Origin of the sequence: Arthrobacter sp. HMSC06H05 (assembly GCF_001807395.1) — a bacterium.
GTDB classification, from domain to species: Bacteria; Actinomycetota; Actinomycetes; order Actinomycetales; family Micrococcaceae; genus Pseudoglutamicibacter; species Pseudoglutamicibacter albus.
Map to the genome: position 1 here is coordinate 38130 of NZ_KV789002.1, position 24844 is coordinate 62973.

The 24844-nt window shown below is 59.3% G+C and carries 23 protein-coding genes; 13 read left to right on the forward strand and 10 right to left on the reverse strand.

Annotation, left to right across the window (positions count from 1 at the left end; translation table 11 throughout):
* Positions 1–3: 3 nt before the first annotated feature.
* Both tal and tkt read right to left on the reverse strand, forming a co-directional pair.
* Positions 4–1119, reverse strand: a complete 1116-nt coding sequence (gene tal, locus HMPREF3160_RS09260) for a transaldolase (RefSeq protein WP_070508135.1) — start codon at positions 1117–1119, stop codon at positions 4–6.
* A 127-nt stretch (positions 1120–1246) separates the two neighbouring features.
* The gene (gene tkt, locus HMPREF3160_RS09265; protein WP_070508112.1) at positions 1247–3349 is read right to left on the reverse strand and encodes a transketolase; all 2103 of its coding nucleotides are present in this window, start codon (positions 3347–3349) and stop codon (positions 1247–1249) included.
* A 216-nt stretch (positions 3350–3565) separates the two neighbouring features.
* On the opposite strand from tkt, the gene HMPREF3160_RS09270 reads away from it, so the two are divergent.
* Positions 3566–4552 carry a heme o synthase gene (locus HMPREF3160_RS09270; RefSeq protein WP_035755640.1) on the forward strand — a complete coding sequence of 329 codons (987 nt, stop codon included), beginning with the start codon at positions 3566–3568 and terminating at the stop codon, positions 4550–4552.
* A gap of 124 nt (positions 4553–4676) precedes the next feature.
* Here the strand turns inward: HMPREF3160_RS09270 and HMPREF3160_RS09275 are convergent, their stop codons facing one another.
* The 3 genes from HMPREF3160_RS09275 to HMPREF3160_RS09285 form a co-directional block, all read right to left on the reverse strand.
* On the reverse strand, positions 4677–5639 hold the full coding sequence (locus HMPREF3160_RS09275; protein WP_035755642.1) for a COX15/CtaA family protein: 963 nt from the start codon (positions 5637–5639) through the stop codon (positions 4677–4679).
* An 87-nt stretch (positions 5640–5726) separates the two neighbouring features.
* Positions 5727–6482 carry an ABC transporter permease gene (locus tag HMPREF3160_RS09280; protein WP_035755643.1) on the reverse strand — a complete coding sequence of 252 codons (756 nt, stop codon included), beginning with the start codon at positions 6480–6482 and terminating at the stop codon, positions 5727–5729.
* Between the two features lies 1 nt (position 6483).
* On the reverse strand, positions 6484–7491 hold the full coding sequence (locus HMPREF3160_RS09285; RefSeq protein ID WP_256174337.1) for an ABC transporter ATP-binding protein: 1008 nt from the start codon (positions 7489–7491) through the stop codon (positions 6484–6486).
* A 77-nt stretch (positions 7492–7568) separates the two neighbouring features.
* On the opposite strand from HMPREF3160_RS09285, the gene HMPREF3160_RS09290 reads away from it, so the two are divergent.
* The 6 genes from HMPREF3160_RS09290 (at position 7569) to HMPREF3160_RS09315 (ending at position 14454) form a co-directional block, all read left to right on the forward strand.
* Complete coding sequence (locus tag HMPREF3160_RS09290; protein ID WP_070508114.1) at positions 7569–8417, forward strand: helix-turn-helix transcriptional regulator; 849 nt, start codon at positions 7569–7571, stop codon at positions 8415–8417.
* Between the two features lie 350 nt (positions 8418–8767).
* Positions 8768–10228, forward strand: a complete 1461-nt coding sequence (gene sufB / locus HMPREF3160_RS09295) for a Fe-S cluster assembly protein SufB (RefSeq protein ID WP_035755647.1) — start codon at positions 8768–8770, stop codon at positions 10226–10228.
* 1 nt (position 10229) lies between these two features.
* Positions 10230–11525: a Fe-S cluster assembly protein SufD gene (sufD, locus tag HMPREF3160_RS09300; protein ID WP_070490631.1), complete on the forward strand. Its 1296-nt coding sequence runs from the start codon at positions 10230–10232 to the stop codon at positions 11523–11525.
* Between the two features lie 32 nt (positions 11526–11557).
* A complete protein-coding gene (sufC, locus tag HMPREF3160_RS09305; protein ID WP_070508115.1) occupies positions 11558–12313 on the forward strand; it encodes a Fe-S cluster assembly ATPase SufC in 756 nt (251 codons plus the stop codon).
* A gap of 6 nt (positions 12314–12319) precedes the next feature.
* Positions 12320–12649, forward strand: coding sequence for a metal-sulfur cluster assembly factor (locus HMPREF3160_RS09310; RefSeq protein WP_035755651.1), 330 nt, complete (start codon positions 12320–12322; stop codon positions 12647–12649).
* 251 nt (positions 12650–12900) lie between these two features.
* Positions 12901–14454 carry an ABC-F family ATP-binding cassette domain-containing protein gene (locus HMPREF3160_RS09315; RefSeq protein WP_370977599.1) on the forward strand — a complete coding sequence of 518 codons (1554 nt, stop codon included), beginning with the start codon at positions 12901–12903 and terminating at the stop codon, positions 14452–14454.
* Between the two features lie 77 nt (positions 14455–14531).
* Here HMPREF3160_RS09315 and HMPREF3160_RS09320 read toward each other — a convergent pair whose 3' ends face one another.
* From HMPREF3160_RS09320 to HMPREF3160_RS09330, 3 genes are read right to left on the reverse strand one after another with little or no spacing between them, the layout of a single operon-like run.
* On the reverse strand, positions 14532–15491 hold the full coding sequence (locus HMPREF3160_RS09320; RefSeq protein ID WP_070508116.1) for an SURF1 family cytochrome oxidase biogenesis protein: 960 nt from the start codon (positions 15489–15491) through the stop codon (positions 14532–14534).
* Complete coding sequence (locus HMPREF3160_RS09325) at positions 15492–15803, reverse strand: hypothetical protein (RefSeq protein WP_070508117.1); 312 nt, start codon at positions 15801–15803, stop codon at positions 15492–15494.
* A 2-nt stretch (positions 15804–15805) separates the two neighbouring features.
* The gene (locus HMPREF3160_RS09330) at positions 15806–16216 is read right to left on the reverse strand and encodes a DUF3099 domain-containing protein (RefSeq protein ID WP_035755655.1); all 411 of its coding nucleotides are present in this window, start codon (positions 16214–16216) and stop codon (positions 15806–15808) included.
* Positions 16217–16386: 170 nt separating this feature from the next.
* Between HMPREF3160_RS09330 and HMPREF3160_RS09335 the strand changes: the two genes are divergently transcribed.
* Both HMPREF3160_RS09335 and HMPREF3160_RS09340 read left to right on the forward strand, forming a co-directional pair.
* Complete coding sequence (locus HMPREF3160_RS09335) at positions 16387–17133, forward strand: beta-ketoacyl-ACP reductase (RefSeq protein ID WP_052048374.1); 747 nt, start codon at positions 16387–16389, stop codon at positions 17131–17133.
* A 53-nt stretch (positions 17134–17186) separates the two neighbouring features.
* Positions 17187–17945, forward strand: a complete 759-nt coding sequence (locus HMPREF3160_RS09340; RefSeq protein ID WP_035755657.1) for an SDR family oxidoreductase — start codon at positions 17187–17189, stop codon at positions 17943–17945.
* A gap of 149 nt (positions 17946–18094) precedes the next feature.
* On the opposite strand, the gene HMPREF3160_RS09345 is transcribed toward HMPREF3160_RS09340, so the two are convergent.
* A complete protein-coding gene (locus HMPREF3160_RS09345; protein WP_070508118.1) occupies positions 18095–20245 on the reverse strand; it encodes a VanW family protein in 2151 nt (716 codons plus the stop codon).
* A gap of 157 nt (positions 20246–20402) precedes the next feature.
* A complete protein-coding gene (gene serB, locus HMPREF3160_RS09350) occupies positions 20403–21377 on the reverse strand; it encodes a phosphoserine phosphatase SerB (protein ID WP_070508119.1) in 975 nt (324 codons plus the stop codon).
* An 81-nt stretch (positions 21378–21458) separates the two neighbouring features.
* Here serB and HMPREF3160_RS09355 point away from each other — a divergent pair, with 81 nt between their 5' ends.
* The 4 genes from HMPREF3160_RS09355 (at position 21459) to HMPREF3160_RS09370 (ending at position 24663) form a co-directional block, all read left to right on the forward strand.
* A complete protein-coding gene (locus HMPREF3160_RS09355) occupies positions 21459–22244 on the forward strand; it encodes an ABC transporter ATP-binding protein (protein ID WP_070508120.1) in 786 nt (261 codons plus the stop codon).
* Positions 22245–22258: 14 nt separating this feature from the next.
* On the forward strand, positions 22259–23056 hold the full coding sequence (locus HMPREF3160_RS09360; protein ID WP_070508121.1) for a sulfite exporter TauE/SafE family protein: 798 nt from the start codon (positions 22259–22261) through the stop codon (positions 23054–23056).
* A 146-nt stretch (positions 23057–23202) separates the two neighbouring features.
* On the forward strand, positions 23203–23460 hold the full coding sequence (locus HMPREF3160_RS09365; RefSeq protein WP_035755666.1) for a type B 50S ribosomal protein L31: 258 nt from the start codon (positions 23203–23205) through the stop codon (positions 23458–23460).
* 108 nt (positions 23461–23568) lie between these two features.
* Positions 23569–24663 carry a lipoate-protein ligase LplAB gene (locus HMPREF3160_RS09370; protein ID WP_070508122.1) on the forward strand — a complete coding sequence of 365 codons (1095 nt, stop codon included), beginning with the start codon at positions 23569–23571 and terminating at the stop codon, positions 24661–24663.
* The last annotated feature ends 181 nt before the right edge of the window (positions 24664–24844 follow it).

Sequence of the window (24844 nt, forward strand, 5' to 3'; positions counted from 1 at the left end):
TCTCTAGCGTTCCGATGCAGCCTGAAGTTCAGCCTCGAGCCGCGTCAGCAGGTCCTTCCATGCTGCAACAAACTTCTGGACGCCTTCGGTCTCCAGCTTTGCGATGACCTCGTTGTAGTCGATTCCGAGTTCACTGAGCTCATCGAGGATCACGTCTTGCTCACGGTAGGTTCCGCTCACTGTGTCCTTACCGTCACCGCCGTGATCAGCTACCGCCTTGAGTGTGGCCTCAGGCAACGTCGTGACAGTCTGAGCGGCAACGAGCTCATCCACGTAGAGCGTGTCTGCGTAGTCGGGGTTCTTGACCCCGGTCGAAGCCCACAGGGGACGCTGCGGATGCGCACCTTGAGCCGCGAGTGTCTTCCACCGCTGGGTCAGCGATACTTCACGGAAAATCTCGTAGGCCAAACGCGCGTTAGCCAGCCCCGCTTTACCTCGCAGCGCAAGAGCCTCAGGGGAACCGATCGCATCCAGGCGCGCATCCACCTCGGTATCCAGACGGGAAATGAAGAAAGACGCAACGGAATGGATGCTGGCCAGGTCCAGCCCGGTATCCCGGGCCTTCTCAAGGCCACGCAAGAAAGCGGAGAGAACCTCGCGATAACGCTGCAGACCAAAAATCAAGGTCACGTTGACGCTGATACCGCGGGCAAGGCACTCGGTGATGGCAGGCAGACCCTCATCCGTTGCCGGGATCTTGATCATGACGTTGGGACGGTTCAGGGACTCCCACAACGCTACTGCCTGATCGATCGTTGCCTGCGTATCGAAAGCGTGGCGTGGATCCACCTCGATCGAGACACGACCATCCACGCCGTCCGTCGCATCATAGATAGGCCGCAACAAGTCAGCGGCCTGCGCGACGTCCTTCGAAGTGATCGCAACCACCGCATCGTCGACTGAAGCGTTCTGAGCGGCCTGCTCAGCGATGTCAGCGGCATAGCTTTCCGAATCAGCAAGCGCGGAGGCGAAAATCGCAGGATTAGTGGTCACACCGGTGACGTTCACCTCACGCATCAAAGATTCCAGCGAGCCGCTCGTGATGCGGTGACGAGACAAATCATCAAGCCAAATGGAAACACCGGCATCGGAAAGGGCCTGCGTATGAACGTTAGACATGAACGGGGACAACTCCTGAATCAAGAACAGTTCAAGTGTAAAAACAGCGGTGAGCGCCCGGCACACACGCGTGCCTCTCGGGCGTGCTTGCGGCTCGCGGGGCGAGCGCACACACGTTATTCCATCGTTAGCGGGCAGCGAGGGCTTCTGCAGCCTCGACAACAGCCTCAGAAGTGATACCGAACTTACGGTACAGCGTGTCACCGTCCGCGGAGGCGCCGAAGTGATCCAAGCCAACGATGCGGCCGTTGCTACCAACCCATTCGTACCAGCTCATCGGGTGAGCCGCTTCCACCGCTACACGCGCAGTGACCTCAGATGGCAGGACCTTTTCGCGGTACTCGGCATCCTGGGTGCGGAACCATTCGATGCACGGCATCGAAACCACGCGGGCGGCGATCCCGCGTTCGACCAGCGTCTTCTGTGCCTCCACGGCGAGGCCAACCTCGGAGCCTGTACCGATCAGGATGACATCCGGGGTGACGTCCTCGCCGTCGCGGGTCGCTTCACGCAGGATGTATGCGCCGCGTTCAGCATTCTCGGCTGCGGCGAAACCGTCTTCCTCACGCGGCAGGGTCTCTACACCTTGACGGGTCAAGACGATCGCGGTCGGGTGATCGGTGGTCTCAAGCATCTTCTTCCACGCGACTGAGACCTCGTTGGCGTCCGCTGGGCGGATCACATCAAGGTTCGGGATCGCGCGCAAGGAAGCGAGCTGCTCGACCGGCTGGTGGGTCGGGCCGTCCTCACCCAAACCGATCGAATCGTGCGTCCACACGTAGATCGAGGGGATACCCATCAGCGCGGACAAACGCACTGCAGGGCGCATGTAGTCGGAGAAGATCAGGAACGTGCCTGAGTAGGCCCTGGTCGGGGAGGAGGTCACGATGCCGTTGACGATCGCACCGGCAGCGTGCTCACGGATACCGAAGTGCAGGTTGCGCCCGCCCGGGCACGCCTCATACATGCCGGTAGCCCACGTGGACGGGTTGAAAGACTTAGCGCCGTTGATGAACGTGTTGTTCGAACCTGCAAGGTCCGCTGAGCCGCCCCACAGCTCGGGAAGCACAGGGGCCAGTGCGTTGATGACCTTGCCGGAGGCGGCACGGGTAGCGATCGTCTCACCGGCCTCAAAGTGAGGCAGGGCTTCAGTCCAGCCCTCAGGCAGCTCGCCCTTCTCAAGGCGGTCATACAGCGCTACAGTGTCACCCTCGGAGCGCGCGCGCCACGCATCCATCGCGGCGTCCCATTCCTTACGCAACTGTTCACCGCGTTCTTGAGCCTTGCGCGTGTAGGTAAGCACTGCATCGTCAACAACAAAGCTGCGCTCAGGGTCAAAACCCACCGCTTTCTTCAAACCAGCGACCTCGTCGCCGCCGAGCTTGGCGCCGTGGATACCGCCGGTGTTCTGCTTGGTGGGTGAAGGCCAACCGATTACGGTGCGCAAAGCGATCAGCGAAGGCCGGTCGGTTTCTGCCTTAGCGGCCTCGATCGCCTCGTTCAGTGCCTCCATGTCCTCGACGTAGTCGCCAGTGCGCAACCAGTCGACGCGCTGGGTGTGCCAGCCGTAAGCGCGGTAGCGGGCTTCGACGTCTTCAGTGAACGCTACATTCGTGTCGTCCTCGATGGAGATCTCGTTGTCATCCCAAATGACCACGAGCTGACCCAGCTGCTGGTGACCAGCCAGCGAAGACGCCTCGGATGTAACGCCTTCCTGCAGGTCGCCATCGGATGCGATCACATAGATACGGTGGTCAAACGGCGACTCACCAGCAGGGGCATCTTTATCAAATAGACGACGCATGCGGCGCTGAGCGTAAGCGAAACCAACAGCTGAAGCCAAGCCCTGACCCAGCGGGCCCGTGGTGAACTCAACGCCTGCAGTGTGACCGTACTCTGGGTGGCCCGGGGTCAACGCATCCCAGGTGCGAAGAGCTTTCATATCATCAAGGCTCAGACCGTAGCCGGTCATGAACAGCTGTGTATAGAGAGTCAGCGAAGTATGACCAGGGGAGAGGATGAAACGGTCGCGGCCCGCCCACTGAGGGTCCTGAGGGTTGTGGCGAATATGCTTCTGGAACAGTAGGTGGGCTACGGGTGCGAGCGAGATGGCGGTGCCTGGGTGACCATTGCCCACCTTCTCAACCGCATCAGCGGCCAAAACTCGTGCGGTATCTACCGCGGCGGCATCTTCTTGTGTCCAGGTGAAGGTCTGGCTCGCCGAAGGCATTAATGGTCCTTTCGAACTACTCGCTAACAGAACGGTCACTTAACGCTGAAGATCAGTGACGTATCGAGGCTGTATCTAAGCCTACCCGCAGATGTCAGGGAAGCGAGCGCATAGGACGGTAGAATAGGTGGAAGAATGCAGGAATCGTCTCTTCCTGTGCCCCGCATCACTGCGCCCCGCGGTTTGGCGCGACCCAACGTCATGAGGTAACAGTCAATGTCCACCTTGAGCCATCAGGAAACGTCTACTCCCGCTGTGCCGCGCCATCAGCGCCAGCCCGGCGAGACACATGGCGTCTTCCTCTCGCGCAAGGCTAAAGCGTACTTGGCTCTGACCAAGCCGCGCGTGATCGAGCTGTTGCTTGTGACCACGTTGCCGACCATGATCTTCGCTCAACGCGGCTGGCCGGACCTGGTTGCGATGCTGGCAACCAACATCGGTGGGGCGATGGCTGCCGGTAGCGCTGGCGTGTTCAACTGCTATTTTGACCGGGACATGGACAAGGTCATGAACCGGACCAAGAACAGGCCGCTGGTGACCGGGGAAATCACGCCGAATGCCGCACTCGTGTTCGGGTGGATTCTAGGTGTTGCCTCGATCGCGGTGTTGTGGGCTGGAACCAACCTTCTGACTGCCGCGTTGGGTCTTGCTGCGATCCTCTTCTATGTGGTCCTCTACACACTGATCCTTAAGCGCAAGACCACCCAAAACATCGTGTGGGGCGGCATCGCAGGCTGCATGCCTGTTCTGATCGCGTGGGCTGCTGTGAAGAACACGATCGAGTGGCCTGCCATCGTCTTGTTCCTCATCATCTTCTTGTGGACCCCGCCGCACTACTGGCCGCTGTCCATGAAGTATTCGGAGGACTACGAACGCGCCGACGTTCCGATGCTGGGTGCTGTTGCCCAAGGTCGCACGGTGTCCGCTCAGGTTGTTGTGTACGCGTGGGCTACGGTCGCGTGCTCGCTGTTGCTGATCCCGATGGGGGACGCCGGCATCGTGTACACAGTGGTTGCGCTGGCCTCGGGTGGATGGTTCATTTGGGAATCCCATATTCTACACCGTGAAGCGGCACAGGATCACAGCGCGAAGAGCCTCAACCGGAAGGCTATGCGCGTGTTCCACCTCTCGATCATGTACCTCACGCTTCTGTTCATTGGCCTGGCGATCGACCCGTTCGTCGGATCGCCGCTTCTGGGCTAGAACGTATGTAGTTGCAGCCCCTATTTAGACCTAAACAGAGCCGCGCTTCACTCGCTGAGTGAAGCGCGGCTCTCTCATTTGGTTGGGTTTCGCGTGGCTGGTGTTGCCGTGCGTCTGGTGCTGGCTAGTTGACGGTACGGTCCCACACGTTGGTCACCGCGGAGAGCAGTAGTGCCGAGCCGAGCATATGTGCCAGAACCAGGCCGATCGGAAGGCCTGAGAAGTGCTGCCAATAGCCGATGCCTGCCTGGATGAGGATCACGCCGATCGCCATGAGGTAGGCGTTCTTGAGGCTCGCGATGTTGCGGCGCATCACAATGACAAGGCCAACGATGATCAGCAACGTCATCGCGTAGACGGGGATGGTGTGCATCCGAGTCACGATGAGGGCGTTGAACGTGTGTCGTGGCGCGCTTTCGTCACCTGCGTGCGGGCCGGTGCCGGTCACGGTAGTTCCCATCACGATGATCCAAGCGGCCAGAGCCCATGCAGTCGCTGCGATCACACGCAGCGGGCCAAACACTGGCTGCGGAGTGAACGGCACGTTTTCCTTGAGGGCTACAGAGCTTTCGACGCCTGGGTTGCGGTAGGCGCGGCCGGTGCGGTTGACGAGCAGAACCGCGAGAGCCACGCACGCGGCGGATGCAAGGAAGTGCAGTGAGACGACCCAGGGGTTGAGCTTGGTGAGAACCGTCATGCCGCCGATCACAGCCTGTGCCGGGATGATGCCTAGAAGCGCCCAGGACAGCACGAAGATGTTCTTGTGAGCCTTGCGGGAACGCCACGCGGCAACGATCATCGTGACTGCGATCGCCGCAAGCACGAAGGTCAGGGTGCGGTTGCCGAATTCGATGAGACCGTGGATACCCATTTCCGGGGTAGGGGTCATGGTTTCAGGCGTGCACTTGGGCCATTCGGAACAACCGAGGCCGGATTTGGTCAACCGGACGGCACCACCGGTCACGATGATCCCGATCTGTGAGATCAGGGAAGCGATTGCTAGACCGTGAGCGGTTTTCGTCACCGGCTGGTAGCCGCTGGCTTGTGCGCCAGTTGGCTGGGTTGGCGACGAGGTGGTCGCTGTCATGACGGTTCCTTTCTGGGGCTCGGTGTGAGGTTCGGTTGTGGGCTCGAATGGGGCAGGCTCATCATCAAGAAGCGCAATGCCGCACCGTCAATTCTCCCACCTAAAGTTGCGTATTGCGGCCGCGACGAGGATCAGGGCCCACCCGGCGAGCACGATCGTGGCTTGGATGTTGATGTGGCCGTGTGCAAGCGCGTCGCACATTCCTTCGCCGAGCGCTGCGGAAGGCAAGAGCTGTACGAAACCTGCGAGCGCATCGTGCAGGCGGGTCAGGGGCATGAGCACGCCGCCGATCGCAGCGATCAGAACGAGGCCGATGTTGGTGATGGCGAGCGTTGCTTGTGCTCGCACGGTTCCAGCGATCAGTAGGCCCAGAGCAGTGAATGTGATGACGCCAAGAACCCCGATGAGAACGGCCCATCCGAACGTGGGTTTTGGTTGCCATCCGAGGAACACCGCGACGGTGCTGAGCACGGCCACGTGGAGTAACGCGACTATGGCGACGGCCGTGATCTTGCCGAGGATGAGCCCTGACTTGCCGAGGGGAGTTGTGGCCAGCGCACGCAACACGCCGTACTGTCGGTCGAAGCCGGTTTGGATCGCTTGGCCAGTGAAGCCCACGCTCACGAGTGCGAGTGCGAGCACGCCCGGGGTTGCAGCGTTGATGCGGGTGTCCGCGATGCCGTCGAGTACCGATGTGGTGGTCAGAGCCCCGAGTGCGAGCAACGGCAGGATGAGGGAGACCAGGAGTTGCTCCGCATTGGTCACGATGATCCGGGTTTCGTAGCCGGCATGGCGCAGGATCCGGGTGAGCGCGGGAGCCGGAAGGCTTGCAGTCGTAGTCATGTCAGGCCTCGCCTTCGGTGGATTGCGATGCGACCTCAAGGAAAACGTCCTCGAGGCTACGGCGTCCCAGGTGCATACTGGTGGGCATGAGGTCTGCCTTCTCGAGCGCAGATGCTAGTACGCGCAGCTGCTGGGGAGCCGTCACATCCTCGATAGTCCATGCGCCTGGTCTTGTGTTGGTTGCGGTGAGGTGCACGCCGGTTTGGTCAAGGATGCGTGCGAGGTCAACGGCCTCGGGGAGAGTGAGAGTGAGGCTTGCCGTTGAGTCGGCGTCTAAGAGGTCAGACACACTCGACTGCTTCACGACGCGTCCGCGGTCCATGATGAGGATGTAATCGGAGAGCCGTTCGGCCTCTTCGAGCAGGTGGGTTGTGAGGACAACCGCCGCGCCATCGCTTGTGAGTTCTTTGATGATGTCGAAGACAAGCAGGCGTGACTGTGGGTCAAGCCCAGCACTTGGCTCATCGAGGAAGAGAACTTCGGGCCGCCCCAGCATCGCCATCGCGAGGGAAACCCGCTGTTTCTCGCCACCTGAGAGGCGCCGGATGGAGCGGCGCGCGAGGTGCGCGATGTTGAGTTGCTCCATGAGCTCAGGCAGCGGGCGGGGATTCTGGAACAGGCCCGCAACGTGTTTGAGCAGACGTAGTGGGGTCTGTGCTGGTGGTAGTCCACCGTCTTGCAACATGACGCCTACACGGGAGCGCAATGTGGCAGACGCACCCCAAGGGTTCTGGCCCAGCAAAGAAATCTTTCCGGCGTCAGGCTTTTGCAAGCCCTGGCAGCACGCGAGTGTTGTGGATTTACCTGCACCGTTCGTTCCGAGCAGGGTCGTCACCTGCCCACGCGTCGCGGTGAAGGACACGCCTTGAACTGCCTTGATAGGGCGGGTTTTCGAACCGAAAGTTTTCGCAAGCCCCGAAACCTCGAGGGCAACATCCGCAGCCTGCGTTTCGGGCGCGGAAACCTGGGGTAAATGATGTTGGGCCACGGTGCCATCGTATCGAGCCACGCGCGCGATCCCGGATCGAGTAGTTACGATGGTGGACAGTTGCGTTAACCCTCAACGAGGAAAGGTGGCAAACGTTCATGTCTGCCCAGTCCAGCAACTCTGCCCAAGCTAGCAACTCTGCCCAGACGAGCAACGATGCTGTTGATCGCGATACGCGGGATGGGGCCGCTGAACGCGAGCCGCACCTTGCCCCGGAAGAATCCACGCGCGACCGCGTGTTGCATAGCGTCATGATGAACGGCCCCATCACCGCGGCCAAACTCGGCAAAGAACTAGGCCACACCGCAGCCGCGATCCGCCGCCACCTCGACAAACTCGAAGAAGAAGGCCTCATCGAAGTCAAAGAGAGGGGGCACAAGCCATCCCGAGCCGGACGCCCCGCACGCCACTACGTGGTCAACCCACAAGGCCAATCCCAGTGGGGCTCCCGAAACGCGGATGTAGCGATCAAAGCCATATCCCGTCTATACGCACTAGGCGGGGAACGCGCAGTAGAAGAGTTCGCACGCGAACTCGCACTCGAACAAGAAGCCCGCTACACCGCGATGCTTGAAGGCACCGAAAAAGGGCCCGAGCGCATCGAGGCACTAGCCCGCGCGCTCGCCGCCGACGGCTACATGGGATTCACACGGGACGTCTCGATCCCTGCCGGCAGGACCCCGATGCGGGCTAAACAGATCTGCCAGGCTCACTGCCCGGTGGTGGATATCGCAGCGGCGGTGCCCGCGATTTGTGATGCGGAAACGGAAATGTTCCAGCGGGTCTTAGGTGTGGATGTGCGGCGGTTGTCGACGATGGCGGCCGGCGGGCACGTCTGCACCACCCACGTGCCTGTTGAGCGCGGCTCTGCCGGTAGGGGTACGCCCGTTCCGCGGGAGAAAGTCACCCGCGTGGCTGGGCCGCGGCGCCCATCGGGTGATAAGTAGGCCTTGGACAGCGCATGACGGATCGTGACCACAGCGAATCGCGAGCATAGTGGTCGCCAGCACAGCGGATCGCGGTAGGTATATCCCATGAATGAACTGAGGTGTGGCTTAGTTGACGCAGATGCCGAATAACGCAACAGTTAACTTCGGTAATTCAGTTTTTTGGGCTGCGGGGCGGAATAAATCCCACACCGCCACCGTTGTACCGCAATGGCAACTCGCGCGCTCAACGTTGACAGCGTATCTGGGCGCAGACGCCGAACACTGGTATCGGCGTCAGAGGAAAACATCTCATTGGAACAAACATCAGTGACCCGACGCTGGCGAGTGCCAGCAGAGAAGAGGACGCGATGACGGATCAACAGGCGCCTAGCGCAAAGGATCCAGGTGTAATCGCCGAAATCCTCGAGGCGAACCCGGAACTCGAGGGTATTGGTAACTACGAATACGGTTGGGTTGACTCCGACGCCGCCGGACAGGACGCAGAGCGTGGCCTCGACGAAGACCGCGTGCGCTCCATCTCGGCTAAGAAGGACGAACCCGAATGGATGCTCAACAGGCGTCTGCGCGCACTGAAGTACTTTGAACGCAAACCGATGCCAACCTGGGGTCCAGACCTCTCCGGCATCGACTTCGACAACATCAAGTACTTCGTCCGTGCTTCCGAAGGCCAGGCCCAAACCTGGGAAGACCTTCCAGAAGATATCCGCAACACGTACGAAAAGCTTGGCATCCCAGAGGCAGAGCGCAACCGCCTCGTAGCCGGTGTTGCCGCCCAGTACGAATCCGAGGTTGTCTACCACCAGATCCGCGAGGACCTTGAAGAACAAGGTGTCATCTTCCTTGACACTGACACCGCTTTGAAAGAGCACCCGGAGTTCTTCGAAGAGTACTTCGGCACCGTGATCCCAGCTGGCGATAACAAGTTCGCGGCACTCAACACCGCAGTGTGGTCCGGCGGTTCCTTCGTCTACGTCCCGAAGGGTGTACACGTCGAGATCCCGCTGCAGGCCTACTTCCGCATCAACACGGAGAACATGGGCCAGTTTGAACGCACCCTCATCATCGCTGACGAGGATTCCTACGTTCACTACATTGAAGGCTGCACGGCCCCGATCTATAAGTCGGACTCCCTGCACTCCGCTGTGGTTGAGATCATCGCGAAGAAGGGTGCCCGCGTTCGCTACACGACCGTCCAGAACTGGTCGAACAACGTGTACAACCTCGTCACCAAGCGCGCAGTATGCGAAGAAGGCGCGGTCATGGAATGGGTCGATGGCAACATCGGTTCCAAAGTCACCATGAAGTACCCGGCTGTCTACCTCACTGGTGAACACGCCCGCGGCGAGACCCTTTCGATCGCGTTCGCTGGTGCCGGCCAGCACCAGGACACCGGCTCGAAGATGGTGCACATCGCACCAAACACCTCGTCCTCGATCGTCGCGAAGTCGATCGCCCGTAACGGCGGCCGCTCCGGCTATCGCGGCCTCGTGCAGGTGCGTGAAGGTGCCCACGGTGTCAAGAACAACACCGAATGTGATGCGCTCTTGGTCGATACGATCTCGCGTTCGGACACCTACCCGTACATCGACATCCGTGAGGACGACGTACAGATGGGCCACGAAGCCACAGTTTCGAAGGTTTCCGAAGACCAACTGTTCTACCTCATGGCCCGCGGTATTCCTGAAGACGAAGCGATGGCGCTCATCGTTCGCGGCTTCGTCGAGCCGATCTCCCGCGAGCTCCCGATGGAGTACGCGCTTGAACTCAACCGTCTAATTGAACTTCAGATGGAAGGATCTGTTGGCTGATATGTCTGAGACGACTTCCACACAGCGTCCACAGGGCGCACCACTGATCGCGGGCTTCACGGAGGAAGGCGAAGACCTATCCCCGATGAACGCTGATCAGGCTCACGGCGGTAGCCCCATCGCAGGGGCTGCCGTGAAGAGCCACTCCCACGGCGGGGCAGCCGAGGGCTGGGGCGGCGCTAACGATTCTTCGCGTGCCGGCCGCGCCACGAGCTTCAACGTTGAAGACTTCCCGCAGCTCACCGGCCGTGAAGAGGATTTCCGCTTCACCCCACTGCGCCGCCTGAAAGGCCTCCACAAGGATGATCTGACAGGTACTGCACCGAGCCTGAACCAAGAGGTCCTCACCGGTACCGGCGAGGTCCGCATCGAACAGGTCGCCCAGGATCACGCGGCCGTTTCCTTCATGGAGCCAGAAGACCGGCTCTCGGCGAACGCCTACGCAGCCGCCAAACACGTGGATCTCGTGACAGTTCCCGCTGAAACCGACGGGCTCGTCACCAAGCTCACGCTACGTGGTGAGCATCAGGACCCGGCAGGCCAGCACATCACGGTTGTAGCCGAGCCCGGCTCCAAGGCAACCGTCGTGTTTGACCACGTAGGTTCGGCGGTTCTGACCCAGCACATCGAATACGACGTCAAGGACGGCGCTGAGCTGACCATCGTTTCGCTACAGAACTGGGAAGGCGACGCCGTGCATGCTGCGAACATGCAGGCACGCCTCGGCGCTGAGGCCAAACTCAAGCACGTGGTGGTGACCTTCGGTGGAGACCTGGTCCGCCTGACGCCATCGGTACGTTTCGCGGGTGAACGAGGCGAAGCCTACGTCTACGGGTTGTACTTCACCGACGCGGGCCAGCACCAAGAACACCGCCTGTTCATCAACCATGCATCCGCCAACTGCACGTCCGATGCCCTCTATAAGGGTGCGTTGCAGGGCGACGGTGCGCACTCGGTGTGGGTTGGCGACGTCCTCATCCCGGTTGCCGGTGAAGGCACCACAACCTACGAAGCCAACCGTAACCTCGTGCTGTCCGAAGGCGCACGCGCCGACTCGGTGCCGAACCTCGAAATCGAGACCGGCGTCATCGAAGGTGCAGGCCACGCGGCAACCACGGGTCGCTTTGATGACGAGCACCTGTTCTACCTCATGGCCCGCGGTATCGACGAGAAAACGGCGCGCCGCTTGGTGGTCCGTGGCTTCCTGAACGAAATCATCCAGAAGATCGATGTTCCAGAGATTGAGGATTCCCTCAACACGACCATCGAGGCCGAGCTGGCCGTCAACGATAACTGACCTTCACTTCTCATAAGGAGAATCGACTTTTCATGAACACTCTTGAAATCAAAGACCTGAAGGTCGGCATCGAGACCGATCAGGGATTCAAGGAAATCCTCAAAGGAGTCAACCTGACCATCAAGCCAGGTGAGACCCACGCGATCATGGGCCCTAACGGCTCCGGTAAGTCCACGCTCGCTGCAACCATCGCAGGCCACCCGTCTTACATCGTGACCGGCGGCTCCATCACCCTCGACGGTGAGGACGTCTTGGAGATGGAAGTTGACGAGCGCGCTAAAGCCGGATTGTTCCTCGCGATGCAGTACCCAGTCGAGGTGCCGGGCGTTACCATGACGAACTTCCTGCGTACCGCCAAGACTGCACTCGATGGCGAGGCACCGAAGTTGCGCACGTGGGCTAAGGACGTCAAGGGTGCTTTCGAAGCGCTCAAGATGGATCCAGAGTTCGCTAACCGCAACATCAACGAAGGCTTCTCCGGTGGCGAGAAGAAGCGAGCTGAAATCATCCAGATGGAACTGTTCAAGCCAAAGTATGCGGTACTTGACGAGACCGACTCCGGCTTGGACGTCGATGCTCTGCGCATCGTTTCCGAAGGTGTGAACCGTGTCCAGGAAAGCAACAACATGGGTGTCATGCTGATCACGCACTACACCCGCATCCTGAACTACATCAAGCCTGACTTTGTGCACGTGTTCGTTGACGGCCACATGGTTGATCAGGGCGGCCCAGAGCTCGCTACCAAGCTTGAAGAAGAGGGGTACGACAAGTACCTCGCTAAGGCGTGATCCCTCATGGCTGAGAACGCAAAAGATCTGGCACCCATCGAGGATGTCACCGAGGCGTTGCATGAGGTGATTGACCCGGAGCTTGGCGTCAATGTGGTTGACCTCGGGTTGCTCTACGGCATGGCATATGACGACGAGGGTGCGCTCGTGATCGACATGACGCTCACCACGGCGGCGTGCCCGCTCTCCGATGTGATTGAAGATCAGATCGACTCGGCTATTGGCACCATGGTTGATGAATACCGCGTCAACTGGGTGTGGATGCCGCCGTGGGGTCCTGAACGGATCACCGAAGACGGCCGCGACCAGATGCGCGCGCTCGGATTCAACATCTAAGCAGAACGTTGTCTAGAGGCTCACGCTTGGGCTAGGACTGTGCGGGGTTGAGTATCTATACGGTGCTCAACCCCGCACAGCTTTAACTATTAGCGACCAGGAAGTCACGCGTGAAGGTGCCCGCGCGGTGAAAGGCGCAGCGTTTTCGCGCCAACCCCTGGGTAGACTAGGAAAGTTCGTTTTCAGCCGTATTGGGGGTTGTCTTGATTTCCGTGGACAATGTGGAGCTGCGCGTGGGTGCGCGCCTGCTCATGGACGAGGTCTCGTTCAGGGTTGACCGCGGAGACAAGATCGGCTTGGTGGGGCGTAACGGCGCCGGAAAAACAACGTTAACGAAAGTGTTGGCTGGCCAGGGGCTCCCGGCCGACGGCAGCATCGAACGCCGCGGAGAGATCGGCTATCTTCCGCAGGACACCCATCTTCCGGATATGCAACAGCTGGCTCGCGACCGCATCTTATCGGCCCGTGGCCTCGATAACGTCATAACCAAGTTGCGTGAATCGCAAGCACAGATGGCCAGTGATGACCCGGCTATTGCGCAGAAGGCGATGCGCCGCTATGACCGCTTGGAGGCCCAGTTTTTAGCCGCGGGAGGTTATGCGGCTGAATCAGAAGCGGCAACCATCTGCAATAACCTCGACTTACCTGAGCGGGTCTTGGCTCAACCGATCGGTACGCTCTCGGGTGGTCAACGCCGCCGTGTTGAGCTTGCCCGCATCCTGTATTCGCAAGCCGACACGCTGCTATTGGATGAGCCGACCAACCATTTGGATGCAGACTCGATCATCTGGCTGCGGGAGTTCCTGCAGGCCTATGAGGGCGGGTTCGTGATCATTTCCCACGATACGGACTTGCTGGAGGCGGTTGTGAACAAGGTGTTCCACCTGGACGCCAACCGTGCCACGATCGACCAATATAACCTCGGGTGGAAGAAGTACCTGGAGCAGCGGGAAACCGATGAGCGGGCCCGCCGCCGTGAAGCCGCCAACGTCCAAAAGAAGGCATCGGCGTTGTTGGCTCAGGCAGATAAGATGCGTGCTAAGGCTACCAAGGCTGTGGCGGCGCAGTCCATGATCAAACGCGCGGAACGCATGTTGCGGGGCATCGAGCCTGAACGGCAAGCGGATAAGGTTGCGGCGCTTCGCTTCCCGGACCCGGCCCCGTGCGGGAAAGTGCCTATCTCTGCGGAAGGTTTGAGCCGCTCCTACGGTTCACTCGAGATCTTCACTGGCCTGGATCTTGCGGTCGACCGTGGTTCCCGTGTGGTCGTGTTGGGTCTCAACGGTGCCGGTAAAACCACGCTGTTGCGCCTGCTTGCCGGGGTTGATGAACCGAACTCTGGGCAGGTCGTTTACGGGCATGGATGCAAGATCGGTTATTTCGCTCAGGAACACGACACGATCGATGGTGAGAAAACCGTGTTGGAGAATATGCGCCGCACCGCACCGAGCCATTTAGGGGATGCCCAAGTGCGTTCGATCTTGGGTTCGTTCTTGTTCTCTGGTGATGACGTGGACAAACCCGCACGTGTGCTCTCAGGTGGCGAGAAAACCCGCCTAGCTTTGGCGATGATCGTGGCTTCGCATGCGAACGTGTTGCTCCTGGACGAGCCCACTAACAACCTTGACCCGGCCTCTCGTGAACAGATCCTTGGTGCGTTGGCAACCTATGAGGGCGCGGTGATCTTGGTGTCCCACGATGAGGGAGCGGTAGCCGCGCTCAACCCTGAACGGGTCCTGCTCTTGCCAGATGGCACCGAGGACTTGTTCAACGACGAATACCTCGAGCTCGTTTCCTTAGCATAGAGAAGACGCAACTGGATGCGTTTGCTCTTGAACGGACGCTGAGCTTTTCAACGGACGCCGGGCTCTTGAACGGATGCCTAGGTCTTATCCGACATCCACGTGTGGTCTTCTCGTTGCGGTTCGGCTAGGGGAGTTTCATCCTCATAACCTTGCGCGTCGAGGTAGGCGTCTTCGATGTCTTCATCGTGTGCCGAACCGTCACGGCGTGGGCGGCGCTGTTTCTTCTGAGCCACCCGCCGGGCTTGGAACATCGGCTCAGACGTGCCCTCGCCATCGACCCCTGTAGCACCGGCGGCTTGGGCTTGCTTGCGTTCAGCGTTGATTTTGGCCTGTTGTCGTGCCGCATATCCGAAACCGATGAAGAACAAGAGGCCGAAAGCCATCCACTGTAAGGCATAGGACCAATGCATGCCTTCGTCTTCGGACGGCTCTTGCAGTAGTGCTGGAGTTTCAACGCTTGGCTCTTCCGAAGCAAGCCAACCGTAGGCGCCCGGGGCGATATCCAGTCCCGTCAGCTGGGCGGCCCCAACCAGATCAACTGAGGCGATCTGCCCGGCAGGGGCATCCCTGCCAATATTAGGTTCACCACGCACCAAACGAACCACGATGCTCGCCTCACCTTGGGGAGGTGCGGGCACGTTGTCGGGGTGCTGGTCAGGGCCGTCGCCGTTGGGCATCCAACCGCGGTCAACAGCGAGGATCACGCCGTCATTGGTTTCGAATGGAACCAGTTGCTCCATACCGACCCGACCGTTGCCAGAACGCATACGCACCATGAGCTGTTGATCGCTCAGGTAGCGGCCCTCGAGCCTAACCGGAGTGTACTGCTTGTCTTCTGGCAGGGACTCAAGCCACGGGCTATCAGGGGCTAGCTCGATCGGGGTAGCGTTCCAGTTCTGTTCGATGAGCCGGTTCGTTTGCGCGACATCGGCCCGGCGGTCCCACTGCCACCAGCTCAACCCAGCGCAAATCGCTGCGAAGAACAGGACCATCAGAAGCCAGCCGATCCAGCGAGTGGAAGCTAAAAACTTATACACCTAGGGCTCCTCCCTCTGAGTCGCTGAGTCTTCATTCGAGGCGTGCAGCTGCGCTGTGTGCAATGTCGCTACAGGGACAACGTTTTTGAGGAATAGGCGAGCGTTGAGGAATTCGCTGAGATACTCGCGGTGCTCATTGCACGCAAGCCATTGTTTGCGGCGGTCAGGGGAGTGGACCTTCGGGTTGTTCCACTCCAGAACATAGCTCGCTTCCGCCTTACAGCCTTTGCGGGAGCACGTGAGTTTTGAGGCTTCCTGCGCCGCTGCATCATCGTCTTTGTGCTGACCTGATAGAAAACCGAGCACATCCATAATCAGGCATGCCCCGCATCGTTGTTTCCAGCCGCTTGTGAACGTTGGTGTTGCTCGCTATGAACCTGGATGACCTGTTCGGAGGCCTTATCCTCTTGGTCTTCGACGTAGGTGCTCGGCAACTCAGTAGGTGCCTGTTGATCTGCCCACGTGGGGTCAGCGGTGTCGGAAGGCTGGATCGCGTTCGCGCTCACGACGGCGAACCAGGGGATCACGGTAGCGAACAGTAGAAGACCAAGGCCCACCCATAGGTTCCCGTAGTAGGCGATGATACCGCCGAGCGGGAAGCAAATGACGCGCAGAGTCATCTTGAGCGCGTACATACGGTGACGATGGCGTGCCTCAAGCGACGCCGCCTCTTGGGCGTCGGTGATCGAGTATTCCGCAGCTACGGTCGCATCCTTTTTAGCCATCGTATCTATTATGGACTCCCACTCGTTCGATGCCGGCATCCTAGGTACGCATCACGGGTGTTGGCTTCCTGCCAGCTTGCGCACCGCACTCGGTAGACTGAACACGTACATCACATTGGCTTATTGCACACCCAGGGAACGGGTGTGCGCTGACCTGCTCAAGGAGATGCATGAGCGCGAGTGCCGCGACCACGAAAACCACGGATACACCCGCACGCACTGTATTAGTGACCGGTGGTAACAGGGGGATTGGTTTGGCGATCGCTGAGCAGTTCCTCAAAGCCGGTTACCAGGTGGCGGTGACAACTCGGTCTGAGCCTGCACCGGTTGAGGGGATTCTTTCTGTCAAGGCCGATGTGACCGATAGCGGCAGCGTTGATGCCGCGATGGCTGAGGTTGAGCAGAAACTCGGCCCGATCACCGTGGTGGTTGCCAACGCAGGTATTACTCGCGACACTCTTTTGATGCGGATGAGCGAATCCGACTTCACCGATGTTGTGGACACGAATCTCACGGGTGCGTTCCGTGTGGTTCAGCGCGCCACGAAAGGTATGGTCAAGGCTCGTTTCGGCCGCGTGATCCTCATATCCTCTGTTGTTGGTTTGCTGGGTGGGGCAGGCCAGGTCAACTATTCAGCATCGAAAGCCGGGCTCGTCGGGATTGCGCGTTCCGTTACTCGTGAACTGGGTTCGCGCGGCATTACCGCGAACGTGATCGCCCCCGGCTTCATCGAGACAGACATGACTGAGGCTCTTGACGAGGATCTGAAGAAGCAGTACAAGCAACAGATCCCAGCGGGCCGTTTCGCTTCCTCTGAAGAAGTAGCCAAGGTCGCAGTGTGGCTGGCATCGGAAGACGCCGGCTATATCTCTGGCGCGGTTGTACCCGTCGATGGCGGGCTGGGGATGGGGCACTAGGCCCCGGCCTAGATTCTCTTTGCTCTGAGACGTTTTACTGAAAGTAGGTTTGCATGTCCAAGCTTGAAGGCAAGGTAGCGATCGTTACTGGTTCCAGCCGTGGAATCGGTGCGGATACCGCGAAGATTCTCGCGGCTGAAGGTGCCGCTGTCGTGGTGAATTACCGCGATAAAGCGCCGCGGGCGAATAAGGTTGTCAAAGCCATCGAGGAAGCCGGTGGCCGCGCGGTAGCGGTCAAGGCGGACCTCACGGTCGCAGAGGATCGTGAAGCGCTCGTGAAAGCCGCTGTAGAGAACTTCGGCCACCTCGACATTCTCGTGCTCAACGCATCGGGCGGTATGGAGTCCGACCGTGGCGAAGACTACGCGATGCGCCTGAACCGTGACGCTCAGGTGGGTATGCTCGATGCCGCGTTCCCGTCGATCCGCCCGGGCGGCCGCGTAGTGTTCGTGACCAGCAATCAGGCCCACTTCATCGAAACCCACCCAACGCTTCCGGCCTACGAGATGGTTGCCAAGTCGAAGCGCGCAGGTGAGACCGCGTTGAGAGAGCGTGAACACGAGTTCGCTGAAGCCGATATCACGTTCGTGGTGGTCTCGGGTGACATGATCGAAGGCACCATCACCGCAACGCTTCTGGACCGCGTTGAGCCAGGTGCGATCGAAGCGCGCCGCGAGGAAGCTGGCCGCTTGTACTCGGTTGCTGAGTTCGCTCAAGAGGTTGCTCGGATGGCTATGGATGACGTCGAGCACATGCACACCGAATACGTCGGTGGCGCTAAAGGCTTCCTCGATAAAGGTTTTAACCTCTAAGGGATATCCGCTGACGAAGGCCCTTAGGCCTCAACGTAGGGGCTAGCACATGTGAAGGGGCGACCACTTGTCCAAAGTGGTCGCCCCTTCGCGCTGTTCCGCAGGACTGCTTGCTGAGCTCGTTGCGGTTGCCTATCTTGTGCTACAGCCTAGTCCTTGCTGCAGGTTACGTTAGGCCAGCCCTCATAACGTGTGGTCTGGGAGTCCTTGAGAACTTCGCCGGTATCAACGTTGGTGCGAGTTCGCGTGACATTAACGGTGAAGCCCTTCTTGCCGCTGGATTCCGGGATACAGTTCGGATCGTCCGAGGTCAGCGTTGGGCCAGACGTGTAGTCGTAGAAGTCGCTCGTGGTGGTTTTCACTTTCCAGGTCTTATGGCCAAACACGGCGGTGTTAACCTTGTTGTTCTCCAGCCACATCGCGACCACGACGGGAGCCTTGGTGTTGTTCTTCCACTTGACGTTGATCGAGCCTTCCCAATATGTGGATTCACGTCCAGCTGGGTAGCGGTCGAACCAACGGTTGTGTGGCCTCCACTCCTGGATGTCCATGCCTGCGAGGTATCCGGCGTTATACGCCATCGTCGCGATCTGCGAAAGGCCCCCGCCGACTGCCTTGGTCGAGACGCTGTTGACCACCACACCGGATGAGTAATAGCCGTTTGCTTCCGTAACTGGGCCGAACTTGGTGGCAAGATCGAAAGACTCACCGGGCAGGATGACGCTACCGTTGATGCGTCGTGAACCGGCTTCGAGGTTCTTAGTCCGGGTTGGGTCATAAGGGTACGGTGTTGCGAACTCAGCGACCTTGGTAACGTTCCACTTCTTCGCTTGCGCGGTGGTTACGGATGGTTCCTGGGCTTTGAACGGCACGTCCGCGATGCGATCAGACGTGGATGCGGCGGCTTCGCGGACCTTTTTGCCTAGCTCCTCAGTATCTAGTCCTTTACCGCTTTTGCCCGGTACTATCTCCGCTTTCGCGTTCGAGCCTGTCCCGACCAGTTTGAGGCTTGCGTCTTGTGCCGTGGTGTTGAGCTTAGGGTTGGCTTTTTCTACCGCGGATTTCAACGCCTCATCGTCCGTTTTCAGTTCGGGGGAGGAGTCCTTGACGTCTACGACGGTAGCCTGAGCGAGAGTAGCCACGCCCAGTTCGGCCCGCTCGCCTCCGGCTTTCACCGTGACTGGGCCAGACAGGTATGGGTCCACCGTGGTTTTGATGAATTCGTTCCATTTTTCGGTGGTGACGTCGGGTTCGATGACGTTAGATGCGACCTCGATTTTGCGTTCTTTGGCAAACGCGTTCTTGGTGATGCTATTCCGGGCGAGCTGCTCGCTGACGTCGTGGCCGTCTTTCGGTTGAGTGAACTCAGGGCCGCCTTCGGTGAGGCTCAGTTTTCCTTCGACCGGGTCATTGGTGAGTGCATCAGAGATCTTCTCTGCGCTGGACTTGAGGGCTTGTTCATCGAGGGTCTGCTTGACATCGAGCTCTTGGGTTCCTGATAGACGTTCGAGAATGATCTTCGGGTTCCACGTCCACCCAGACAGATCTGCAAGTGTCGCCTCAACGTCGATTCCGACGCCGGCTTTAGCGGGGGTCACCGACGCGGTCGCGGACCCAGCGGTGAGCGTCAGCTTTTTGGTGAGCCTGCCGCCGAGCTCTTTCTCTAGTTTCACGGCGGCTTCCTGGCTGGAAAGGCCAGAGATATCGACCCCACTCACCGTGATGTGGGCAGGGAGCTTATCTGAGGTGAACCAGGCGGTTCCGGCGTAGGCGCCAGCTGCGAGTAAAAGAACGCCACCGACGATGGAACCTGCGACGAACCCGCGCCGTTTGCGCTTGCGGCCGCCAGCCTTCTCAGATGGCGGGTTGGAAGCCGATGCAGAACCTGGGGCGGACGCAGCAGAAGCGGACGCAGTGGAAGCGGACGCAGTGGCGGTGGATGTGGCGGCGGGAGCGGTGGTGGAGACCGAGGCCGAGTCCGAAACGGAAGATGCGGCGGAGGACTCATCGGAAGGCTCCGTCGAAGGCTCAGTGGAAGGCTCGGGGACCGATGCGGTGGAAGCCGCGGCGGGGTCCTGCTCTTGGTGAGCCGTCTCTTCCTGAGCTGACTCGTCCCGATTGGTCTCGTCTTGGGGAGTCACCTCTTGAGACGCATCCTCTTGCGGCGTCTCATCCTGAGTCGCCTCGTCCTCAGCCGATTCCTCCTGAGTCGGCTCCTCTTGAGGCGCCTCGTTTTCGGCAGTCTGCTCCTGAGGCGTCTCGTCTTCGGGGGTCTCGCCGGATCCAAGCTTTGCGTTCATGAAAACCCTTCTGTGCTGCACACGGGCGCATGCGCCTGTTGGAATACTGTTGAAAGCCTCCCAACATTCTAAGTCTTTTCACAAGGTTTCTTGAGCGGGCTTGCGGTCAACAGCTGTGGTGTACCTCTCGTGCTGTACTCGTGATGTTGCCTGCGTCTTAGTGTTGCTGCTCGGTGGCAACGTCCCAGCCAAGCAGCGCGGCTACGGCGTCAAGCCGGCGGAGCGAGAGGGTGCCGTCAGCGACAGCTTTGAGGGCTGGCTTGGGTTGCAGCCCGAGACCGCCGGTTGCGGTTGTGAGGAGGTCGATGTCATTCGCGCCGTCTCCGAGCCCGAGCGAAGGCAACTGGTTGTTCGATGTCCATTGTGCACGATGCTTGGCTTTCGCCTGGCGGTCGATAATCGGCCCTGTCACGCGGCCGGTGAGTTCGGCATCGTTGACTTCGAGGTGGTTAGCTACGGCTCCGTCAAGGTTGAGTCTGGCGGCGAGCGGGTCGAGGATTTGTTGGAACCCGCCGGATACCGCATAGGCTTTCCAGCCGCGTGCATGAGCGGTTTCGATCAAGAGTTGTGCGCCCGCTGTTGGCGTAGTTTTCTCTGAGACGTCCTCGATGGTCTGGGCATCTAGCCCCTTGAGTACCGCGACTCGTTCGCGCAGACTCTGTTCAAAGTCTAGTTCGCCGCGCATGGCGCGTTCGGTGACCGCGGCGACCTGTTCTTCAAGGCCGATGTGGGCGGCGAGCATTTCGATCACTTCTTGTTCGATCAGTGTTGAATCGACGTCGGTCACGATCGCCCCGGCTGGCTCGTTCCATGCGGCCATCTGTTCGCTCGTCCACGCGGCCCATGCGCATTCGGTGTCCGCGGTCTCCCTGTCCGGGGCCTCGGTGTCGGTAGTCTGTGCCGGGCCGTCAGTGATAACCCAGTCCCGCAAGCGTGTGCGCGCAACAGTTACCGCATTGTTGGAGGCCAACGTCCAGGCAGCAGCGCCAAGATCAGGTGCGGTTCGAGGCGCCGGCTTCTCCTGGACTATGAGTGACCCCAAAAGGTCAGCAACCTGCCTGCGTGCGGAAGCGAGAAAGCCTTGTGGCGCGACGACAATCACGGTGGGGGAGGCTGAGAGTGGAATGCTCATGATGGCATTGTTTCGAATCTTGGGCACTAGTTGTCTATCTGTGGCATAAGAATGACGCCGATGTGTCCTAAAGTGGTGTGCATGAGCTCCGTTTTGAACCTGGAAGATGTCAGCCTGTGGCGCGGCCGGAAGTACCTGCTTAAAGACGTTAATTGGCAGGTGAGCGAAGACCAACGGTGGGTTGTGTTGGGTCCGAACGGCGCAGGTAAAACGACGTTGATGAAAATCGCAGCAACGCAGATGTTCCCTTCCGCCGGCACAGTGGACATTCTGGGTGAGCGTTTGGGGCGCGTTAACGTTGCGGATCTGCGACCATCGATCGGATTGGCATCGAGCTCGGTTGCGTCGATGGTGCGGGAGCGCGAGCAGGCCCTGGATCTGGTGGTTTCTGCTGCTTACGGTATGACGGGCCGTTGGCGTGAAAAATACGATAAGGACGATGAGCGCCGCGCCTTCCAGCTATTGCAGGACTGGGGTGCCGGGACATTGATGTCACGCAGGTTTGCCACGTTGTCTGGCGGCGAAAAGGCACGCGTTCTCATTGCCCGTGCCCTCATGACTGACCCTGAGCTGATGCTGCTGGATGAACCAGCGAATGGTTTGGACCTGGGCGGGCGTGAAGATCTGGTCTCGCGTATGTCCGAGCTCGCGCATAGCCCGTACGCGCCTGCCCTGATCTTGGTGACGCATCACCTTGAAGAGATCCCTCCTGGTTTCACGCATGTTTTGATGCTCAAAGACGGCGAGGTTACGGCGAAGGGCTCGATCGAAGACACGCTGACCGAAGAGAACCTGAAGAAGACGTTCGGCGTGGACGTTAAGCTGACCCGGACCGAGCAGGGCCGCTATAGCGCGTTTGCACGCTAGAAGGTCCGGCTCCTGTGGGTGAGTGGGAATTCTGGCAGCTAGGGCTGATCTTTCTATCTGGCTTATGGGCTGGAACCATCAACACGGTTGTGGGTTCGGGCACGTTGGTGACGTTCCCTGTTTTGGTGTCGATGGGTATGAACCCCGTGAATGCGGTGGTTTCTAACGCGATGGGGCTGGTGGCCGGCGGGTTTTCTGGCGCTTATGGTTACCGCGAAGAGCTGAAGACTGTTCCGCGCACGTTTCTGCGGCTTCTGCCTGCCTCAGTTGCGGGCGGGTTGTGCGGTGCAGCGTTACTTTTGAACGTTCCTGACGACGTGTTCGATTGGGTTGCACCTGCCCTCATTCTGTTCGCGTTGTTTTTGGTTGTCTTCCAGCCGCGGCTCTCTGCCCTAGTTCAAGCCCGTACCGGTTCAACGCAGTTGCGTACGCCTGATCATCAGCAGTTGTCACCGTTTCTGTACGTACTCGTATTCCTTACGGGTATCTATGGGGGGTTCTTCACCGCGGCGCAGGGCGTGATTCTGTTCGCGATTTTCGGAGTCATGCTTTTCGGCTCTTTGCAGCAATCCAATGCGCTCAAGGTGGTTCTGACCTTGGCGGTCAATATCGTTGCTGCGTTGAGCTATCTCTTGTTTGCCTGGGACAGGATTTCGTGGCCCGTGGTTCTGATGGTCACGGCAGGCTCAACCGTAGGCGGTTGGATCGGTGGGCGAGTGGGGCGCAAACTGTCCCCCACGATCCTGCGCGGGACCATTGTGGTGATCGGCTCGGTGGCTGTAGTCACGATGCTCATCAAACTCTTCGTATAGGCAACGCGCTCAGATTGAGTGTGCTATCTGCTAGCTGAGCATGTAGACTTGAAAAGCTGTTCACGCACGTGCGCGTGCCTGAACGCCACCGAAACCATCGCGACTGGCAAAATCCAGGCGCACTAGATCTTTAAAGGTGCAGATATATGAAGGCTGAAATTCACCCAACGTACGAGGCCGTGGTTTTCCGTGACCTGGCTTCCGGCGAGAAGTACTTGACTCGCTCGACCATGACTTCCGATAAGACCATCGAGTGGGAGGACGGCAACACCTACCCGGTTGTTGACGTTGAAATCTCCGCGGCATCGCACCCGTTCTACACGGGTAAGCAGCGCATCATGGACTCCGCTGGTCGTGTGGAGCGCTTCAACCAGCGCTTCAAGGGCTTCGGCGGCAAGCGCTAAGTTCTGCATCGCAAGCATTGCGGCGCGCACACTGTGCAGCGCGCATTCAATGGGGCTGACACCTACGGGTGTCAGCCCCATTTAGCTTGCCAGCGTTAGGGTAGAAGCATGAGTAACATCGTGAACAGCAATCGTGGGCCAGCCTTTACTCACCACGGCGAATATAAGGTTCCAGGTGGAAAACTTGTGGTTGCCGACCTTGTAGTTGATGGCGGACGCATCGAGCAAGCGATGATCAACGGCGACTTTTTCCTGGAACCTGATGAGGCGTTAGCTGACATCAATCATGCGCTCACTGGTCTGGCGGCAGATGTAAGCCACTCGAAGTTGGTTAAAGCGGTTGAGGCTGGACTGCGCGAGGACGCGGTCATGTTCGGTTTCGATGCTCACGCGGTTGCGACGGCGGTACGCCGGGCCCTGGGTCATTCAACAACGTGGGCTGATCACGAGTGGGAAATTCTTGAGCCGGTCGCGTATCCGATCTCGTGGAACACGGCACTCGATGAGGTTTTGACCCGTCAGGTGGCTGCAGGAAAGCGCAAACCTACGTTGCGTTTGTGGGAATGGAATGAGCCGGCAGTAGTGATCGGTTCTTTCCAGTCGCTTTCGAATGAGGTCGATGTTGAAGCGGCCGAGCGGCATGGTGTCACTGTGGTGCGTCGCATCAGTGGCGGTGGAGCCATGTTCATGGAGTCGGGTAACTGTGTGACCTATTCGTTGACTGTGCCGGCGACCTTGGTTGATGGCATGAGTTTCGCTGACTCGTATCCGTTTTTGGATGCGTGGGTCATGGAAGCGTTGAGCGAGCTGGGGGTCGAGGCGCGCTACGTTCCATTGAATGACATTGCTACCGAGCAAGGGAAGATCGGCGGCGCTGCCCAGAAACGGTTGGCTGGCGGTGGCTTACTGCATCACGTGACGATGAGTTATGACATCGACGCTGAGAAAATGATGGAGGTCTTACGCATTGGGCGGGAGAAGATCTCCGATAAGGGGATTGCCTCGGCGAAGAAACGAGTTGACCCGCTGAAACGTCAGACTGGCAACACTGCCCGTGAAGACATTCTTGAGGTCATGATGAGCGCCTTCGAACGAAAGTATGGGGCTCGGCGCGTCCACTTGGATGAGGAGACGCTGGCGGAGGCGCGGAACCTTGCCGAGAAGAAGTTCCAGGACCCAGAGTGGACGGCTCGTTTGCCGTAGAAGGACAGCCTCTTTACACGGGCCCTTACATGTGCTTAACGTTAGAAATATCAGGCCCGGGGACTTATAGCTCCCGCAGAGCGAGAATCAAACATCCCGTGCCTGTGTTGCAAGAGAACCGGATAAGGAGCCGTGGACGAAAATCGTCACGGCACGTCTAGAAACAACCAGCAATGGCGAC

What these genes read in the sequence shown, in the direction of transcription:
- tal (WP_070508135.1), bottom strand. Translation starts at nt 1,119, where the DNA reads ATGTCTAACGTTCATACGCAGGCCCTTTCCGATGCCGGTGTTTCCATT.
- tkt (WP_070508112.1), bottom strand. Translation starts at nt 3,349, where the DNA reads ATGCCTTCGGCGAGCCAGACCTTCACCTGGACACAAGAAGATGCCGCC.
- HMPREF3160_RS09270 (WP_035755640.1), top strand. Translation starts at nt 3,566, where the DNA reads ATGTCCACCTTGAGCCATCAGGAAACGTCTACTCCCGCTGTGCCGCGC.
- HMPREF3160_RS09275 (WP_035755642.1), bottom strand. Translation starts at nt 5,639, where the DNA reads ATGACAGCGACCACCTCGTCGCCAACCCAGCCAACTGGCGCACAAGCC.
- HMPREF3160_RS09280 (WP_035755643.1), bottom strand. Translation starts at nt 6,482, where the DNA reads ATGACTACGACTGCAAGCCTTCCGGCTCCCGCGCTCACCCGGATCCTG.
- HMPREF3160_RS09290 (WP_070508114.1), top strand. Translation starts at nt 7,569, where the DNA reads ATGTCTGCCCAGTCCAGCAACTCTGCCCAAGCTAGCAACTCTGCCCAG.
- sufB (WP_035755647.1), top strand. Translation starts at nt 8,768, where the DNA reads ATGACGGATCAACAGGCGCCTAGCGCAAAGGATCCAGGTGTAATCGCC.
- sufD (WP_070490631.1), top strand. Translation starts at nt 10,230, where the DNA reads ATGTCTGAGACGACTTCCACACAGCGTCCACAGGGCGCACCACTGATC.
- sufC (WP_070508115.1), top strand. Translation starts at nt 11,558, where the DNA reads ATGAACACTCTTGAAATCAAAGACCTGAAGGTCGGCATCGAGACCGAT.
- HMPREF3160_RS09310 (WP_035755651.1), top strand. Translation starts at nt 12,320, where the DNA reads ATGGCTGAGAACGCAAAAGATCTGGCACCCATCGAGGATGTCACCGAG.
- HMPREF3160_RS09315 (WP_370977599.1), top strand. Translation starts at nt 12,901, where the DNA reads ATGGACGAGGTCTCGTTCAGGGTTGACCGCGGAGACAAGATCGGCTTG.
- HMPREF3160_RS09325 (WP_070508117.1), bottom strand. Translation starts at nt 15,803, where the DNA reads ATGGATGTGCTCGGTTTTCTATCAGGTCAGCACAAAGACGATGATGCA.
- HMPREF3160_RS09330 (WP_035755655.1), bottom strand. Translation starts at nt 16,216, where the DNA reads ATGGCTAAAAAGGATGCGACCGTAGCTGCGGAATACTCGATCACCGAC.
- HMPREF3160_RS09335 (WP_052048374.1), top strand. Translation starts at nt 16,387, where the DNA reads ATGAGCGCGAGTGCCGCGACCACGAAAACCACGGATACACCCGCACGC.
- HMPREF3160_RS09340 (WP_035755657.1), top strand. Translation starts at nt 17,187, where the DNA reads ATGTCCAAGCTTGAAGGCAAGGTAGCGATCGTTACTGGTTCCAGCCGT.
- HMPREF3160_RS09345 (WP_070508118.1), bottom strand. Translation starts at nt 20,245, where the DNA reads ATGAACGCAAAGCTTGGATCCGGCGAGACCCCCGAAGACGAGACGCCT.
- serB (WP_070508119.1), bottom strand. Translation starts at nt 21,377, where the DNA reads ATGAGCATTCCACTCTCAGCCTCCCCCACCGTGATTGTCGTCGCGCCA.
- HMPREF3160_RS09355 (WP_070508120.1), top strand. Translation starts at nt 21,459, where the DNA reads ATGAGCTCCGTTTTGAACCTGGAAGATGTCAGCCTGTGGCGCGGCCGG.
- HMPREF3160_RS09365 (WP_035755666.1), top strand. Translation starts at nt 23,203, where the DNA reads ATGAAGGCTGAAATTCACCCAACGTACGAGGCCGTGGTTTTCCGTGAC.
- HMPREF3160_RS09370 (WP_070508122.1), top strand. Translation starts at nt 23,569, where the DNA reads ATGAGTAACATCGTGAACAGCAATCGTGGGCCAGCCTTTACTCACCAC.